16 protein-coding genes are annotated in these 15,917 nt (G+C 62.5%); 8 read left to right on the plus strand and 8 right to left on the minus strand.

The annotated features are described in order from the left end of the window. Positions 1-2: 2 nt before the first annotated feature. The 3 genes from AO692_RS25370 to AO692_RS25380 all read left to right on the plus strand — a co-directional run bounded on the left by AO692_RS25370 (position 3) and on the right by AO692_RS25380 (position 2,073). Positions 3-779: an SDR family oxidoreductase gene (locus tag AO692_RS25370; protein ID WP_054312845.1), complete on the plus strand. Its 777-nt coding sequence runs from the start codon at positions 3-5 to the stop codon at positions 777-779. 107 nt (positions 780-886) lie between these two features. After that, positions 887-1,534 (plus strand): TetR/AcrR family transcriptional regulator, encoded by a 648-nt coding sequence (locus AO692_RS25375; RefSeq protein ID WP_054312846.1) that lies wholly within the window; start codon positions 887-889, stop codon positions 1,532-1,534. Positions 1,535-1,851: 317 nt separating this feature from the next. Next, a complete protein-coding gene (locus AO692_RS25380; protein WP_054312847.1) occupies positions 1,852-2,073 on the plus strand; it encodes a hypothetical protein in 222 nt (73 codons plus the stop codon). A gap of 116 nt (positions 2,074-2,189) precedes the next feature. Here the strand turns inward: AO692_RS25380 and AO692_RS32450 are convergent, their stop codons facing one another. The 6 genes from AO692_RS32450 to AO692_RS25405 form a co-directional block, all read right to left on the minus strand. Then, the gene (locus tag AO692_RS32450; RefSeq protein ID WP_082407555.1) at positions 2,190-2,399 is read right to left on the minus strand and encodes a hypothetical protein; all 210 of its coding nucleotides are present in this window, start codon (positions 2,397-2,399) and stop codon (positions 2,190-2,192) included. An 80-nt stretch (positions 2,400-2,479) separates the two neighbouring features. Further along, positions 2,480-3,052 (minus strand): sarcosine oxidase subunit gamma, encoded by a 573-nt coding sequence (locus AO692_RS25385; protein WP_054312848.1) that lies wholly within the window; start codon positions 3,050-3,052, stop codon positions 2,480-2,482. Continuing rightward, positions 3,045-6,035, minus strand: a complete 2,991-nt coding sequence (locus AO692_RS25390) for a sarcosine oxidase subunit alpha (RefSeq protein ID WP_054312849.1) — start codon at positions 6,033-6,035, stop codon at positions 3,045-3,047. Before AO692_RS25390 ends, AO692_RS25385 begins: the two co-directional genes overlap by 8 nt. After that, the gene (locus AO692_RS25395) at positions 6,032-6,328 is read right to left on the minus strand and encodes a sarcosine oxidase subunit delta (protein WP_054312850.1); all 297 of its coding nucleotides are present in this window, start codon (positions 6,326-6,328) and stop codon (positions 6,032-6,034) included. The genes AO692_RS25390 and AO692_RS25395 overlap by 4 nt, the downstream gene beginning before the upstream one ends. 10 nt (positions 6,329-6,338) lie before the next feature. Beyond that, positions 6,339-6,767 carry a hypothetical protein gene (locus AO692_RS25400; RefSeq protein ID WP_054312851.1) on the minus strand — a complete coding sequence of 143 codons (429 nt, stop codon included), beginning with the start codon at positions 6,765-6,767 and terminating at the stop codon, positions 6,339-6,341. Continuing rightward, positions 6,767-8,020, minus strand: a complete 1,254-nt coding sequence (locus tag AO692_RS25405; protein ID WP_054312852.1) for a sarcosine oxidase subunit beta — start codon at positions 8,018-8,020, stop codon at positions 6,767-6,769. The genes AO692_RS25400 and AO692_RS25405 overlap by 1 nt, the downstream gene beginning before the upstream one ends. A 204-nt stretch (positions 8,021-8,224) precedes the next feature. Here AO692_RS25405 and AO692_RS25410 point away from each other — a divergent pair, with 204 nt between their 5' ends. From AO692_RS25410 to AO692_RS25430, 5 genes are all read left to right on the plus strand, one after another. Continuing rightward, positions 8,225-8,983, plus strand: a complete 759-nt coding sequence (locus AO692_RS25410) for an SDR family oxidoreductase (protein ID WP_054312853.1) — start codon at positions 8,225-8,227, stop codon at positions 8,981-8,983. Positions 8,984-9,246: 263 nt separating this feature from the next. Then, a complete protein-coding gene (gene rpsU, locus AO692_RS25415) occupies positions 9,247-9,507 on the plus strand; it encodes a 30S ribosomal protein S21 (RefSeq protein ID WP_024926224.1) in 261 nt (86 codons plus the stop codon). A 171-nt stretch (positions 9,508-9,678) separates the two neighbouring features. Further along, a complete protein-coding gene (locus AO692_RS25420; protein WP_054312854.1) occupies positions 9,679-10,524 on the plus strand; it encodes a tetratricopeptide repeat protein in 846 nt (281 codons plus the stop codon). A gap of 262 nt (positions 10,525-10,786) precedes the next feature. Next, positions 10,787-11,257, plus strand: a complete 471-nt coding sequence (locus tag AO692_RS25425) for a DUF992 domain-containing protein (RefSeq protein WP_054312855.1) — start codon at positions 10,787-10,789, stop codon at positions 11,255-11,257. Positions 11,258-11,630: 373 nt separating this feature from the next. Then, positions 11,631-13,070 carry an MFS transporter gene (locus tag AO692_RS25430; RefSeq protein WP_054312856.1) on the plus strand — a complete coding sequence of 480 codons (1,440 nt, stop codon included), beginning with the start codon at positions 11,631-11,633 and terminating at the stop codon, positions 13,068-13,070. A 15-nt stretch (positions 13,071-13,085) separates the two neighbouring features. Here AO692_RS25430 and coaBC read toward each other — a convergent pair whose 3' ends face one another. Together coaBC and ubiB are read right to left on the minus strand one after the other, a co-directional pair. Further along, on the minus strand, positions 13,086-14,312 hold the full coding sequence (gene coaBC / locus AO692_RS25435) for a bifunctional phosphopantothenoylcysteine decarboxylase/phosphopantothenate--cysteine ligase CoaBC (RefSeq protein WP_054312857.1): 1,227 nt from the start codon (positions 14,310-14,312) through the stop codon (positions 13,086-13,088). A 24-nt stretch (positions 14,313-14,336) separates the two neighbouring features. Then, entirely contained in the window at positions 14,337-15,911 is a 1,575-nt protein-coding gene (ubiB, locus tag AO692_RS25440) for a 2-polyprenylphenol 6-hydroxylase (protein WP_054312858.1), read from the minus strand. Positions 15,912-15,917 lie beyond the last annotated feature (6 nt).

The following is a 15,917-nucleotide window of genomic DNA, read 5'->3' on the forward strand; positions in this document are numbered from 1 at the left end:
CCATGGGCCGTTTCGATGGGGCGACGGTGCTTATCACGGGCGCTGCCGGCGGTCTCGGTCAAGGAGCGTGCAAGCGTTTTGCCGCCGAAGGCGCACGGTTGGTCCTCTCCGATATCGATACCGATGCGCTGGAACGCTTTGCCACGACGCTCGACACCGAAACGGCAACTCTGGCCGGCAACATAGCCGACGAAGCGCTTTCAGAAGCACTGGTGAAACTTGCCGTCGAACGGTTCGATCGGCTCGACGTTGCTGTCAACAATGCCGGTATCGCTCAGAGTTTCGTGCGCCTGCCGCAGGTTTCCTCGGACGAAGCCCGCCGTATCTTCGAAATCGACTTGTTCGGTGTCTTTTATGCGATGAAGCACCAGATCCCGCAGATGGAACGGCAATTCAAGGCAAATGGCAGAGGTGGCGTCATCGTCAACGTCGCGTCCGTGGCGGGGCTGGTCGGCGCGCCGAAGCTGTCGGTCTATGCTGCGGCAAAGCACGGCGTTGTCGGCCTCACCAAATCGGCCGCGGCCGAATACGCCACCAAGGGCGTGCGGGTGAATGCCATTTGTCCGGCACATACGCGCACCAAAATGGTCGATGACTTCGTGAAACTATCGGGTGCGCCGGAGGCTCTGGCACTTTCGGAACTGGCGCGCGGTGTGCCGATGAAGCGTGTCGGTGAGGTGCCGGAGATCGTCGAAGCGATGCTCTTCGCCGCGGACCCGAAAAACACATTCATGACGGGCCACTCGCTTGCCGTCGACGGCGGCATCGGAGCCATCTGATTAAGGTCCTGGAAGGCAATTTCCCTAACGATATCTTGCGGATGGCTGGGCTGAGTATATACTGCCCGCGAGTGGGGAATGGGAGCAAAATAAGAAAGGCAACACGATTGCCCCAGACTGCGCAAACACGCCGCGAACAACAAAAGGCGGCATTGCGATCCGAACTCGTGGCCGCAGCTCACAAGCTGGTACAGGAGGAAGGTTACGAGGGATTGACCATCCGCAAGCTGGCCAAGATGGTCGGCTATGCGCCGATGTCGGTTTATTCTTACTTCGCCGACAAGCAGGATATCCTGTTTGCTCTGGCTGAAGATGCCTTCCAGATACTGGCCAAGCGCATCGAACAGAATGCCCCCGACGACCCGATCGATGCGCTGCGTGCGGTCATGACCGAATATGCCGCCTTCGGCCTTGGCAATCCCAACGAATACCGCACCGTCTTCATGACGGAGAAGACGAAGCTGCCCGAAGGCCGTTCATTCGAAAAGCTTGACGAAGAAAACCCGGCGATGAAGTTGCTCATCGACCGCGTAGAAGCCTGCGTCGCTGCCGGCAAGTTGAAGGGCGATCCCCACGCCATCGCCACCATGCTGTGGGCAACCGGCCACGGCACGATCTCGCTGTTGATCACGTTCCCCTTCTATCATTTCGGCGACCAGCAGGCTTTCGTGAAACGGATGTGCGAATTCGGCCTGGCGGCGCTGCAAGGCCAAGATATTCCTCCTCTCGGCGACCAACCTCCCAAGAAATGCTGAGGCCGTAGCGCCGCAATCGATGCTCTGGCGACGCCGGATCCGCGACCGGGAACTCTGCGATTTGGTTTCATACCGTGGCGACCGGTGCTTTCCTGCGCTTGCCACAAACCGCACCATTCTCTGAACGTCTTCAGCCCGTCCTTTCAATGACTTGGCTTCGACACGCGCACGGGCTGGAGATCGTACCAGGCACATGCTCAAAGAAAACTTTCGTACACGTACGATTTCCTCTTGAACTTCCTTCAAGACGGGCATACATGTGCGAAGCAGCGTACATGTACGGAAATAGAATTCAGATCTTGAACCGGAGAAAGTCGATGAAAACGACAGCTCTTGCCCTCGCCGCCCTGGTTGCCCTTTCGGGCACCGCCTTCGCAGGCGAAACCGTAAAGACCCACGCCCCCGCCACCCATGCCCAGACCACAGTCAAGGGCAAGCTCGATTATGCCTCGACCGGCTCGATCAAGCAGGACAAGAACACCAATGGCCCGCGCCTCGGCGTTGACGTGAGCCCATGGACCATGCCGACCATCCGGTAAGGCTCTCCCCCTCCCTTACGGACTGAACGGCAAAAAAGGCGACTGGATTTCCAGTCGCCTTTTTTCTTTTGAAACGCGGACGGGAGTTTCGCCGGAGATCTCGCCGGAAAGCGGCCTTAGAGCTTCGGTTTTCCGGGTTTCGCGGGCGCTCCCGAGATGGACGTGTTCGTTACCGCGACCGGATCGCTGGCCGGAAACGTATCCTCCAGCCCCTCTTCCAGTTCCTCTTCAGCATCGTGCCCGCTGTGCCGTTCATGTTCAAATGAGCGAACAGCAGCTGTTTTCTTCGATTTAGATGACCTTGCGGGCTTGGACGGACTGGCCATGGATCACTCCCTCTATCCTTCGGACAGAACGGCGCGGCCCGTCTTTGGTTCCTCGCGCATCCGAAGGGACACGCGGCACTTTATGCCGCCGCATCGCGTGCTGCCTCTGAAAGGAAAGTAAAGACATAGTCGGAGAAGGAGCGCCAGCATTCGACGCGGAAGGCGTCTTCGGCTGTCCGATGAAGCACGATCTCGACCTTGCCGAAGATGGTGCGCGAACAGGCGCCAACCGGAAAACCGGCCAACGACAGATCCTGCGGACAGCCAGCGCTGAGTGTCGCTTCCGCACCTGGACCGGTCACGCCGATCGCCACATTGCGGTGCGAGATGCCGACCGCGGAATGCAATTGCTTGACCTTGGCACAATCGGCCAGCGGGTCACCGCCAGCCTCGTCGATCACCAGCCACTCGTCCGGCCCCAGCCAAAGCGCAAGGCGACCGCCCTTCGAGGCTGAGGTTTTCGGCTTCTTTGGGAGCGTCAGCCCAAGCGCCTTGGAGAGGGCAGCGAGCGAAGCCTCCGGAGCACGCAGCGAAATGCGTTCGGCCGGGTCCAGCGCGGTCAGCGCAACATGGGCAGCCGACGCGTTGCGTCCCGCCAGGGCGGGGTGGCGCTCCGCCTGAACAATTCCGGTTTTCTGGGCAGCCTTAGCCATTGAGGCGTTCTCCCTTCTCGTCGAAGAACACCATGCCGGTGACTTCCACCTCGATCACCTTGTCAGGCATCGGCACATAAAGCGTTTCGCCCATACGGTCACGCCCGCCGGCAACCAGCGCCAACGCGATCGAGCGCCCGCAATTCTCCGACCAGTAGCTCGACGTGACATGACCGATCATCTTCATCGGAATCGGCTGGTTCGGGTTGTCGACGACCTGCGCGCCTTCTTCCAGGACGATCTTCGGGTCCTTGGTCCTGAGACCGACCAGCTGTTTGCGGCCCTTGGCAACGAGGTCGGGCCGCGTCAGGCCGCGAATGCCGACGAAGTCGGTCTTCTTCTTGCCGACCGCCCAGTCGAGACCGGCATCGTTCGGTGTGACGGTCCCGTCCGTGTCCTGGCCGACTATGATGTAGCCCTTTTCGGCGCGCAGCACGTGCATGGCCTCGGTACCGTAGGCTGCAGCGTCATGCTTTTGCCCTTCGGCCCAGAGCGCTTCCCAGACCGCCTGTCCGTAGTCGGCCGGCACGTTGACTTCGAAGCCGCGGTCGCCGGTGAACGACATGCGGAACAACCGTGTCGGCACGCCGCAGATCTTGCCCTCGCGCACCGACATATGCGGCATCGCCTCGTCGGACATGTCGATGCCTTCGACCAGCGGCGCGATGATCTCGCGCGACTTCGGCCCTTGTACCGCGATGACCGCCCATTGCTCGGAAATCGAGGTCAGCCAGACATTGAGTTGCGGGAACTCCGTCTGGAGATAATCTTCCATATGGTTCATGACGCGGGCAGCACCGCCCGTGGTCGTCGTCACATGGAAGCGGTCGGCGGCAAGACGACCGACCACACCGTCGTCATAGATGAAACCGTCTTCGCGCAGCATGATGCCGTAGCGACAGCGGCCGACTTCCAGCTTTTCCCACGGATTGGTGTAGAGCAGCTCCATGAATTTGGCGGCATCGGGCCCGACCACTTCGATCTTGCCCAGCGTCGAGGCATCGAAAAGACCAGCCGTCTTGCGCACCGCCACGCATTCGCGGTCGACGGCAGCGTGCATATCTTCGCCGGCGCGCGGGAAATACCAGGCCCGCTTCCACTGCCCGACATCCTCGAACACGGCACCATGCTTCTCGGCCCAGCCATGCATCGGCGTGCGTCGGGTCGGGTCGAACAGCGGCCCCCGCGCGTGCGAGATGATGGCGCCGAAGGTGACGGGCGTATAGGGCGCGCGGAAGGTGGTGAGGCCCACTTCCGGGATCGGCTTGCTCAACATGTCGGCGGCGATCGCCAGGCCGTGCATGTTGGAGGTCTTGCCCTGGTCGGTCGCCATGCCGTTGGTGGTGAAACGCTTGACGTGTTCGATCGAGCGCATGCCTTCGCGCACAGCCTGACGGATATCCTTGGCGGTGACGTCGTTCTGGAAATCGACGAAGGCCTTCACCGTCGCATCCGGACCAGCGCCGGGTGCGGAACCGAGCATGCCGCGCGACCAGACCTCGTCGGCATCGACCTTCGGCTTGTTGGCCTTGGCCGCTTTGCCGCCCGTTTCCTTCGCGGCCTTGGCGCCGGCGGCATAGGCTTCGTCCATCGAGGCGGCGAGCCCGTCGGTGCCGTTGCACGCGCCGACCGAAACGCAGTCCTGCGCATAGGTGCCAGGTACGAAACGCTTGTCCTCGTTGAACGCGACTTTGCCGCGCGATTGCGAGAACAGATGCACCGACGGCGTCCAGCCGGCCGACATCAGCAAGGCGTCGATGGCGATCGTGCGCTCGCCGCCGCCGTTCTTCGGTTGCACGATCATCGACGAGACGCGCAGCTTGCCGCCGACGCGTGTGACCGCACGGCCGTCGTGGATCTCGATGCCGGCAGCGCGGGCCTGGTCGATCAACGCACCGGAAGGATTGTCGCGCAGATCGACGATGGCCGCGACATTGACGCCGGCCTTCTTCAGGTCGATCGCCGCAGCATAGGCGGAATCGTTGGCGGTGTAGACACCGACATTGCGGCCGACCGCAACGCCATAGTGATTGAGATAGGTCCGCGCAGCGGACGCCAGCATCACACCCGGCCGATCGTTGTCGGCGAACACCATGTGCCGTTCGATGGCGCCGGTGGCGAGCACGACACGTTTGGCGCGCACCTGCCACAGCCGCTCGCGCGGCACGTCATGGCCGGGATCGGCCAGATGCTCGCTGACGCGCTCCACCAAGGCGACGAAATTCTGCGCGTAGTAGCCGAACGCCGTCGTGCGCGGCAGCACCCGTACATTGCCCATGCTCTTCAGCTTGGCCACGACACCCTGTGCCCAGGCCCAGCCATCCTGGCCTTCGATCCCAGCGCCGCTCTCGAAGCGCAGCGCACCGCCGAATTCCGCCTGTTCGTCGGCGACGATGACGCGTACGCCGGTTTCCGCTGCCGCGAGCGCCGCGGCAAGGCCCGCGGCACCACCGCCCACGATCAGCACATCGCAATGCGCGAAACGGGACGAATAGTGATCGGGATCCGGCTGGTCTGGCGCGACGCCCAGACCGGCGGCCGAGCGGATATTCGGCTCATAGATGTTCTTCCAGGCCGACTTCGGCCACATGAAGGTCTTGTAGTAGAAGCCGGCGGAGAAGAAGGGCGAAGCCACATCGTTGACCGCGCCCACGTCGAAGGACAGCGACGGCCAGCGGTTCTGCGATTTGGCCGACAGCCCGTCATAAAGCTCCTGCACGGTGGCGCGCACATTGGGCGTCTTGCGGGCGCTGTCGCGCGCGATCTCGACCAGCGCGTTCGGTTCCTCCGCACCGGCCGACAGGAACCCGCGCGGACGGTGGTATTTGAAGGAACGGCCGACCAGATGCACGCCGTTGGCGAGCAGCGCCGAAGCCAGCGTATCGCCCTCGACGCCGGTATAGGCCTTGCCGTCGAAGGTGAAGCGGGCGGTCCTGGCCGGCGTCAAGCGGCCGGCATTGCCAATGCGAAAAGCCCCGCTCATTTCGAAACTCCGGGCAGCTTGGAAGGCTTCGGCTCGCCGGCCTTGTAAGTCATCACGAACTTGTCGCTGACGGTGTCGCGCACCGCGTTGAAGAAGCGGGCGCAGCCATGCACGTGCCGCCAGCGCTCGTAGATGATCCCTTTCGGGTTCTGGCGGATGAAAAAGAATTTTTCGAAATCGTCGTCGCTGATGGCGGCAATATCGGTCGGACGCGCGATATGCGCCTCGCCGGCGTTGCGGAACTCGAGTTCCGGACGCTCTTCCTCGCAATAGGGGCAGCGGATGAGAAGCATTGTCTTGATCCTAGAGTTCGCCGTCGCCGAGGCGCGCGCCTTGCGGCTGGTCGCAGAGCTTTTCGCCGAGCACCTCAAAGGGTGCGACGCGCTTAATCAGTGCCTCGACCGAGTCTGCCGGCGCAAAAAGGTCACGGTTGGTGATGTTGAGCAGGGTCAGTTCAAACGGGTCGGTCGTAACGATGACCATTCGTGGGTCCGAAGCAGCGCCATCATGAGAGGGCTCTCGCTTCTCCACAAAGGATACCGTCTTGCGTCCGGCGCTCCATACGCAGCCTAGATAGCCGGACGAAACCGAAAACGGCCAATCGTCTTCATGCGCGGCGCGGCTGATATCCTGCAACCTCACCTCGCTGGCATCGGGAAAATGGAACAATCCCTTCTCGCCGGTCAGCACAAAGGGCGCAGCCAGGGCCATGGTCGCCGCCAGCGCTTGCATCAGTGCGCCACGGCGGCCGCGGCCGCCTCATCAATCAGCCGCCCGCTGCGGAAGCGCTCGATGGTGAAGGGCGCGTTGATCGCATGCGGTTCGTCGCGTGCAATCGTGTGGGCAAAGACATGGCCCGAACCCGGCGTCGCCTTGAAACCGCCCGTGCCCCAGCCGCAATTCACATAGAGCCCTTTGACCGGGGTCTTGGCCAGGATCGGTGAACGGTCCGGGGTCACGTCGACAATACCGCCCCAGGAACGCAGCATCTTCATGCGCGTGAACATCGGGAACATCTCGCAGATCGCGTCCAGCGTATGGGTGAGAATGTGCAGTCCACCGGTCTGCGAATAGGAAACATATTGATCGGTGCCGGCACCGATCACCAGTTCGCCCTTGTCGGACTGGGAGATGTAGGCGTGCACCGTGTTGGACATGACAACGCAGGGGAACACCGGCTTGACCGGCTCGGATACCAGTGCCTGCAACGGATAGCTTTCAAGCGGCATGCGCACATCGGCCATCTGCATGATCACCGAGGAATGACCGGCAGCGACCACGCCGACCTTGCGTGCGCCGATGAACCCTTTCGAGGTCTCGACACCGGTCACCGCGCCGCTGGCGTCACGCCGGATGCCGGTGACCTCACAGTTCTGGATGATGTCGACGCCGCGCGCCGCCGCACCGCGGGCATAGCCCCAGGCGACCGCATCATGGCGGGCGGTGCCGCCACGCCGTTGCAGCGCAGCACCCACCACCGGATAGCGCGCGTTGCGCGAGATGTTGAGCGGCGGGCAATAGGCCTTGGCTTCTTCCGGCGTCAGCCATTCATTGTCGATGCCATTGAGGCGGTTGGCGTGGACGTGGCGCTTCAGCACCTGGACGTCGTGTACATTGTGCGCCAGCATCATCACGCCGCGCGCCGAATACATGACGTTGTAGTTGAGGTCCTGCGAAAGCCCGTCCCACAGCTTCACGGCGTGGTCGTAGATGCCGGCGCTCTCGTCATAGAGATAGTTGGAACGGATGATGGTGGTGTTGCGGCCGGTATTGCCGCCGCCAAGCCAACCCTTCTCGATCACCCCGACATTGGTGATGCCGTGTTCCTTGGCAAGATAATAGGCTGTCGCCAGCCCATGCCCGCCGGCGCCGACGATGATGACATCGTAGCTCTTCTTCGGCTCCGGCGAAGGCCACTGCTCTTCCCAGCCTTTGTGACCGCGCATGGCCTCGCGGGCAATGGCGAATACCGAATATTTCTTCACGTTATCTGGCCTCGCGTATGGCAATCGGGCGTCCGACGCGCGAGGAGTATCACTAGCGAAACCTCGCTGCCATCCTTGCACTGTTTGCGACGGCAATTGCCGTTTTGCGCCGTACCGTTCCCCGATCGTCGAGCCGGTTTCGGGTGGTTCGTCTCCTACCGATCTGCGAGCAAGCCTCATCCACTTCTGGAAAGGAACAGGACCATGCTCGCACTGACCAACAAGGTCGCCATCGTCACCGGCGCGTCCTCCGGCATCGGCCGCGCCACCGCGCGGCTGTTTGCCAGGGAAGGCGCCAGGATCATCGCCGCCGCCCGCCGCCAGGCCGAACTCGATGCCCTGGTCGCCGAGATCGCCGAGGACGGCGGTGAGGCGGTCGCTCTTGCCGGCGACGTCAACGACGAAGCCTATGCCAAGGCACTGGTGGAGCTGGCGCAAGGCCGCTTCGGCGGACTGGATATTGCTTTCAACAATGCCGGTGCCGTTGGCCCTATGGGACCGGTGTCCGAAATGCCGCGCCAAACCTGGGAAGACGTGCTCGACACCAATCTGACCAGCGCCTTCCTGGCCGCCAAGCACCAGATCCCTGCGCTGCTGGCACGCGGCAACGGCTCGCTGATCTTCACCTCGAGCTTCGTCGGCGTCACCGCAGGCATGCCGGGCATGGCCGCTTATGCCGCCGCCAAGGCTGGCCTGCTGGGCCTGACCCAGGTGCTGGCCGCCGAGTATGGTCGCGAAGGCATCCGCGTGAACGCGCTCCTGCCCGGGGGCACCGATACGCCTGCCGCGACCTTCAAGACGGCAGACGAACGCACCTTTGTCGAGGGTTTGCATGCCCTGAAGCGCATCGCGCGTCCGGAGGAGATCGCCCGCTCGGCTCTCTATCTGGCGTCGGACGCCTCTTCCTTCACCACGGGCACCGCGCTGTTTGCCGATGGCGGTGTCTCCATCAACCGCACCTGAGCAAGAGATAGAGACGGCGACGAAGCGTCCGGACGGGATCGCGACTGTTTGAATTGACGGTTGCCTCCGGGCGCTTCATGGTGTGCGTATTGGTGGCATTGAATGGCGTAGCGGGGCAAAAACCGCGCAAGCCGGACAAGCAACTGTGGACAATCAGTCCCGATTCTGCTATCAGCCGCCGGAATTCGTGGTGGAAGCCGCCGCGGAGGTTTGTGGCTATTGCCACTTACCTATTGATTTCAAATCGAAAGACAGGATTGCCCGTGCAGGTACTCGTCCGCGACAACAACGTTGATCAGGCGCTTCGCGCGCTCAAGAAGAAAATGCAGCGCGAAGGCATCTTCCGTGAAATGAAGATGCGCGGTCATTACGAGAAGCCGTCCGAGAAGCGTGCGCGTGAGAAGGCCGAGGCCGTGCGCCGCGCCCGCAAGCTGGCCCGCAAGCGCGCCCAGCGCGAAGGCCTGCTGCCTTCGACCCCGCGCCCGGCTCCTGCCGGCGCCGGTGCTGCGCGCGCTCCGCGCTAATCCTGCCTGCATTTCGTCCTTTTCGAAGGATACACAAGGTGGCGCGATGTAAATCGCCGCCACCTTTTTGTTTGACGCAAGCTGATATTTGTATAACGCAGAACGGCGGGACAGGGGTCGGAGAGCGATAGCCCGGAATGCCGGGCGTCGATGTTGAGGATACGGCAGCCGATGCATGTTTTGACCACGGAGCGCAAAAACTCCTTGAATGGTTTTGTCTTGAGTGCCGCCTTGATGGTGAGCTTGGCGCTTGCCGGCTGCCAGTCGACGCCGACGGGTGAGCTCGGCTCGATCGACCAGGCTCAGGGGTCCAGCGAAAATATCTCGTCGCTTTCTTCGGTGGTCGACCGCAATCCACGCGATCCTGAAGCCTACAACGTACGCGGTTCGGCCTACGGCCGCGGCGGCAAGTACCAGGCTGCCCTGAAGGATTTCGACACCGCGATCCAGCTGAAGCCCGATTTCTACCAGGCCTATTCCAACCGCGCGCTGATCTATCGCTTCATCGGCGATCAGCAGAAGGCACTGGCCGACTACAATCGCGCCATCCAGATCAATTCGAACTATGATGCCGCCTATATCGGCCGCGGCAACCTCTATCGCAAGGCCGGTCGCACGCAGGACGCCTTCAATGATTTCCAGAAGGCGATCCAGCTCGACACCACCGACGCACGCGCCTACCACAACCGTGGTCTGATCTATCAGAGCCAGGGCCAGCACACTTTCGCCATCGAGGACTTTTCGACCGCGATCTCGTTGTCGCCGGAGGCGTCCGAACCCTATAACGGCCGCGGCCTGTCCTATCTGGCGCTCAACCAGGACGACAACGCCTTCGCCGACTTCAACATGGCCATCAAGCTTGACGGCAAGAATGCCGAAGCCTGGACCAACCAGGGGCTCATCTATGAGCGCAAGGGCGAAAAAGCCAAGGCCATAAAATCATACAAGGAAGCCGTTCGACTGGCGCCGACCTATCAGCCGGCGCGCGATGGCCTGTCACGCGCGGGCGGAGCCTGAGCCAGCAAATCCATTGCTGCCTGCGCGGCGCACCGACCGACGCCGGAATCGGCAAGACGACGTACGGACCCGGGTATCAGTGCGATATTTGCGTGTCAGAACGGACACGCCATGCCTTACCGTGGCTGATCGGCAACGGCGTTCCCCCATTTTAACCATGCGACAACACCACCATGATTGCGCCACCATGGCGCCACGGTTTTGAGGGAACGCTCTTCGTACTGAGCCGTTGTCCGGCATGAACTTCAGAAGGATCGCCACAATGAAAAAACTTGCTTGTTTAGCCGCCTTGGCCATGACGACCGTCGCCGCGCCGGCGAGCGCCGGCAGGGTTGAACTCGGCGTTCTCGATTGCGTCATCGACGGCGGTCAGTCCTATGTCGTCGCCTCCAACAAGGGCGTCACCTGTACCTACCGTCCCTACAACAGCCGTAGGTCCGAACTCTATACCGGCGTCATCTCCAAGGTCGGCGTCGATCTCGGCATGACGCACCAGGGGCAGTTGTCCTGGGCCGTTCTGGCTGCCTCGAGCAGCTACGATTCCGGTGCTCTTGCCGGCAAATATTTCGGCGTCAACGCCGAGGCCAGCGTCGTGACCGGTGGCGGCCTGAATCTACTCGTCGGCGGCTTCGACAACTCCTATGCGCTGCAGCCGCTTTCCGTACAGGCGCAGACCGGTCTCAATGTCGCGGCCGCCGTAACCTCGCTGGAACTGCTGCATTCACTGAAATAAGCAGAATTTTCTGCGCGGGGCGTTGGCGCCCCGCGCGATTTCCTTGCCGGCGCCGGCGTCCAAATGACCGCGGATAGCGCCCGCGGTTCGCACAATCCTTCACTTTCCAATGCTCTCGGTGACTGACAGACAGGTCCGAACCCCGTCCGTCGGCACGACCCCGACCGAATTCACCGCCACCGCCCGGCGGAGACGGCCGCTCCTCCGGATTCGGCCTCAAGCCGGATACCGCGGGGATTGGCTCAACATAAATCGTTCCAACAATCGGCAGGGCTGAAAAATAACGCTTGCGTTCAACCGAACTTGAAGTTTTACAAGTAGAAACTTGGAAAATATAAGACCAGCCGCGGCTGGCGACTTCGAGTGAACAGGCATGGCGCGGGACAAAGCGAACCGGGTGGATTGGCGCGCATTGTGGGCCAGCGGCGATCTCGCGCGCTTCTGCTTCATCTCATTGGGGATTCTGCTGCACGCCACGAATGAGACGATGGTGGCGACCATCATGCCCGCCATGGTGGGCGACCTGGCGGGCGTGCAACTGGTCGGCTGGTCGCTGGCCATCTACGAGCTGGGCGCGATCGTCGCGGGCGCAGCGGCGGGCCGCATGGTCAGTTACGTCGCCCTGCGCAGCAACGTCATGGCGGCCGCACTGCTCTATTCAACCGGTGCCCTCATCTGCGCCGCAGCACCATCCATGCAAATCTTCCTTGCCGGCCGTCTCATCGAAGGTCTCGGCGGCGGCGCATTGGTCTCGTTGGCTTTCGTCTCGGTCGAACGCCTGTTCCCACGCGCGATCTGGCCCCAGTTGTTCGGCATCATGTCGGCGATCTGGGGCGTGGCAGCCTTCAGCGGCCCGATGCTCGGGGCGCTGATGGCCGAATTGCTGTCCTGGCGCTGGGCCTTCGGCGTTTTCGTCATCGGTGGCGGGACAATGGCGCTGGCGAGCCTGGCGGTACTGAACACGCCGGAAGCTCGACACAGGCAAATTGCAGGCACAGGGCCTGCGCCTTTCCCCTTTGTCCCACTGGCCTGTCTGGCGCTCGGTGTGATCCTGATCGCCTCGGCAGGCGTCGATGTCGCCTTGCTGCGTTCGAGCTTGCTGCTCAGCCTGGGACTTTTGGGGCTGGCGCTGTTTTTTCGGATCGATGCGCTGAAACCGCAATCCAGACTGTTTCCGGCAAACCTGTTTTCATGGCGCACGCCGGTCGGCAGCGGCATGACGATGATCGCCGCGTTCTCGGTCGCCACCTGCTCCTTTGCGGTCTACGGACCGCTGATCCTGACCAACCTGCACGGCATCTCGATGCTGACCACCGGCTACATCATTGCAGCGGAATCGATCGCGTGGTCGATCCTTTCGATTCTGGTCGCCAATGCGCCGCCGGAACGCGAACGGAGCATCATCGTCTGCGGTGCCTTCATGATCGCAGCCGGTGTCGCCGGCTTCGCTTATGCGGTGCCGCACGGTTCAATTCCGCTCATCCTCTTCTGCGCGCTTTTGCAGGGCGGCGGCTTCGGCATCGCCTGGCCTTTCGTAACACGCGTCATCGTTGCCTCCGCGCCCACCGACGAGCAGACCATCGCTTCATCGGCCGTACCGACCATGCAGCGCATCGGTTATGCGGTAGGCGCTGCGAGCGCCGGCATTGTCGCCAACGCCAGCGGCTTTTCAGAAGGTATCAACCGCGCAGCCGCGGCAAATGCCGGGGTCTGGCTCTTCCTGGCTTTCGTACCGCTGGGATTGCTCGGCTCCATCGCAGCGTTCAAACTGTCCTCGGAGCCACGGCGACCAGGACAACCGCAGGAAGCGTAAAATTGCCGACGCCGATCAGACGGTTTTCAGGCGTTTCGCAATCAGCTCTGCCAGCCGCGATGCCACCTCTGCCTTGGTGAGCTCGGGCCACTCCTCGACGCCATTTTTCGAGACGATACGAACGCGATTGCGGTCACCGCCCATGACACCGGTGGGGCCGACGCCGCTGTCGCGCGAGACATCGTTGGCAACGATGAAGTCGGCGCCTTTCCTGTTCAGCTTGGCTTCTGCGTTCTTTTGAATTTCCTGTGTCTCGGCGGCAAAACCCACCACAAGACGCGGGCGCTTCGCATGATGCCCAACACCTGCCAAAATATCGGGGTTCTCCACCATCTGCAGCGCTGGCGGCCCCTCGCCCGCCACTTTCTTGATCTTTTCGCCAGCCGAATTCGCTGTCCGCCAATCGGCCACGGCGGCGACGAACACCGCTGCGTCGGCGGGCAACAGACCTTCGACGGCTGCCTGCATCTGCCGCGCCGTCTCGACATGGATCGTTGCCACGCCGGCCGGATCGGCGATCGTCACCGGACCAGAGACCAGATGGACGTCGGCACCGAGCCTTGCGAGAGCGCCGGCCAGCGCGTGGCCCTGTTTCCCCGACGAGCGGTTGGCAATGTAACGCACGGGATCGATCGGCTCATGCGTCGGACCGGATGTGATGATGATCTTCCTGCCAGCCAGCGGTTTCGGCTGGCCGTCGAACTGCGCCTCGATCGCCGCCACGATCTCCAACGGTTCGGCCATGCGGCCTTCGCCGGCTTCGCCGCTTTCGGCCATCTCGCCCTTGGCCGGGCCGACGAAGGTCACGCCATCCTTGAGAAGCGTGGAATGGTTGCGCCGCGTTGCCGGATGCGCCCACATTCTGGGATTCATCGCGGGCGCCATCAGCACCTTCTTGTCGGTGGCGAGCAGTACCGTCGAGGCAAGATCGTTGGCATGGCCATTGGCAAGCTTGGCCATCAGATCGGCTGTGGCCGGCGCCACGACGATCAGATCCGCTTCGCGCGACAGCCTTATGTGGCCGACATCGTGCTCGTCCTGGCGATCGAACAGATCGGTGAAGACATGATCCGCCGAAAGCGCGCCAACCGAAAGCTGGGTGACGAATTCCTGAGCCGCCGAAGTCATCACGCAACGTACGGCCGCGCCGCGTTCTCGCAGCCGTCGGATCAGATCAAGCGACTTGTAGGCCGCGATGCCGCCACCGATGACGAGAAGGATACGCTTTTCGGAAAGGGTCATGCTTTGCTCTCAACAGCAATGCCGTCAGATTAGCTTCCAGGCAATGAAGATCAAGGTCAGCGCGATCACCCAGAGCGCGACCCGCCCGGAGCGCGTGTGACGCGCCTCCGCCTTGCCGATCGCCTTGGCGGTCGCGTCGTCGAAACGCAGGCCGTGTTCGGCCATCAAGTCGATCTCGCGCGATAGCCGCTCGGCACGCGCCGCAAGGTCCGGCGCTTGCCTGGCGAGCGAGACCAGCGCGCCGACGCCCTCGCGGGCATCGTCCAGCATGCCGCGTGGGCCAAGGTTCGAGCGGATCCAGTCGCCGACCACCGGCTCGGCCGTCTTCCACATGTTGAAAGCCGGGTCGAGTGTGCGGGCAACGCCTTCCACCACCACCATCGTCTTCTGCAGCAGGACCAGTTCAGGCCGCGTCTGCATGTCGAACAGTTCCGTCACCTCGAACAGCAGCGTGAGCAGCTTGGCCATCGAGATGGTTTCCGCCGGTTGACCGTGGATCGGCTCGCCGATCGCGCGGATCGCCTGCGCGAAGGCAGCGACATCATGCTTGTGCGGCACGTAGCCGGCCTCGAAATGCACCTCCGCCACGCGCAGGTAGTTGCGGGTGATGAAACCGTAGAGGATTTCGGCCAGGAAACGCCGCTCCTTCTTGCCGAGGCGGCCTGCAATGCCGAGATCGACCGCGACAATGGTGCCATCTGCCTCCACGAACAGATTGCCCGGATGCATGTCGGCATGAAAGAAGCCATCGCGCAGCGTGTGGCGCAGGAAGGATTGGATCAGGTTGGCGGCAATCGCCTTGAGATCGTGACCGGCCTCGGCTAGGCCGGCGATATCGTTCATCTTGATGCCGTCGACCCACTCCATGGTGAGCACGTCGCGGCCGGTGCGTTCCCAGTCGACAGCCGGAACGCGAAAACCCGGATCAGCCTTTGTGTTTTCGCCCAGCTCCGAAAGCGCCGCCCCTTCGAGCCGCAGATCCATTTCGATCTTGGTGGTCTGCGCCAGTGTTTCGGTCACTTCGACTGGACGCAGGCGTCGCGACGACGGAATATATTTTTCCTGCAGGCGCGCGGCCAGGAAATAGCTTTCGAGGTCGTGGTGGAAACGCTTGCGCACCCCCGGCCGTATCACCTTGACGGCAACCTTGGTCGGCACACCGTCATATGCCACTTCCGCCTCGTGCACCTGCGCGATCGAAGCCGCCGCCACCGGTTCCTCCAGGCGGACATAAAGGTCGGACACGCGCCGGCCGAGCGATGCTTCGATTGCCGTGATCGCCGCCGACTGTGGGAAGGTGCGCATCTTGTCCTGCAGAAGAGCAAGATCGAGCGCGATGTCGTTGCCGACCACGTCCGGCCGCGTCGCCAGGAATTGACCGAGCTTGACATAGGACGGCCCAAGCCGCGCCACGGCATGCGCCATGCGGTCGCTGCGGCCTTCGCGGAGCGCTCGCCGGCGTGTGAACAGCCTGGCCATCCGCCAGCCGAATTTCGGCATGCCGGACAGCTGGTCGCCCGGGATCGCCGCGACGACGCCCTCGCGCACCAGCACCCAGCCGGCCCGAACGAGCCGGAATGCTGCTCCGACAGAACTCATGAACGC

The organism is Mesorhizobium sp. 1M-11, from assembly GCF_001303895.1.
In the GTDB taxonomy this organism is placed as follows: Bacteria; Pseudomonadota; Alphaproteobacteria; order Rhizobiales; family Rhizobiaceae; genus Mesorhizobium.

Excerpts from the sequence above, each read along its gene's own strand:
- AO692_RS25420 (WP_054312854.1), top strand. The coding sequence starts at position 9,679 with ATGCATGTTTTGACCACGGAGCGCAAAAACTCCTTGAATGGTTTTGTC.
- AO692_RS25390 (WP_054312849.1), bottom strand. The coding sequence starts at position 6,035 with ATGAGCGGGGCTTTTCGCATTGGCAATGCCGGCCGCTTGACGCCGGCC.
- AO692_RS25370 (WP_054312845.1), top strand. The coding sequence starts at position 3 with ATGGGCCGTTTCGATGGGGCGACGGTGCTTATCACGGGCGCTGCCGGC.
- AO692_RS25400 (WP_054312851.1), bottom strand. The coding sequence starts at position 6,767 with ATGCAAGCGCTGGCGGCGACCATGGCCCTGGCTGCGCCCTTTGTGCTG.
- AO692_RS25430 (WP_054312856.1), top strand. The coding sequence starts at position 11,631 with ATGGCGCGGGACAAAGCGAACCGGGTGGATTGGCGCGCATTGTGGGCC.
- ubiB (WP_054312858.1), bottom strand. The coding sequence starts at position 15,911 with ATGAGTTCTGTCGGAGCAGCATTCCGGCTCGTTCGGGCCGGCTGGGTG.
- AO692_RS25395 (WP_054312850.1), bottom strand. The coding sequence starts at position 6,328 with ATGCTTCTCATCCGCTGCCCCTATTGCGAGGAAGAGCGTCCGGAACTC.
- coaBC (WP_054312857.1), bottom strand. The coding sequence starts at position 14,312 with ATGACCCTTTCCGAAAAGCGTATCCTTCTCGTCATCGGTGGCGGCATC.
- AO692_RS25380 (WP_054312847.1), top strand. The coding sequence starts at position 1,852 with ATGAAAACGACAGCTCTTGCCCTCGCCGCCCTGGTTGCCCTTTCGGGC.
- AO692_RS25425 (WP_054312855.1), top strand. The coding sequence starts at position 10,787 with ATGAAAAAACTTGCTTGTTTAGCCGCCTTGGCCATGACGACCGTCGCC.
- AO692_RS25410 (WP_054312853.1), top strand. The coding sequence starts at position 8,225 with ATGCTCGCACTGACCAACAAGGTCGCCATCGTCACCGGCGCGTCCTCC.
- AO692_RS32450 (WP_082407555.1), bottom strand. The coding sequence starts at position 2,399 with ATGGCCAGTCCGTCCAAGCCCGCAAGGTCATCTAAATCGAAGAAAACA.
- AO692_RS25385 (WP_054312848.1), bottom strand. The coding sequence starts at position 3,052 with ATGGCTAAGGCTGCCCAGAAAACCGGAATTGTTCAGGCGGAGCGCCAC.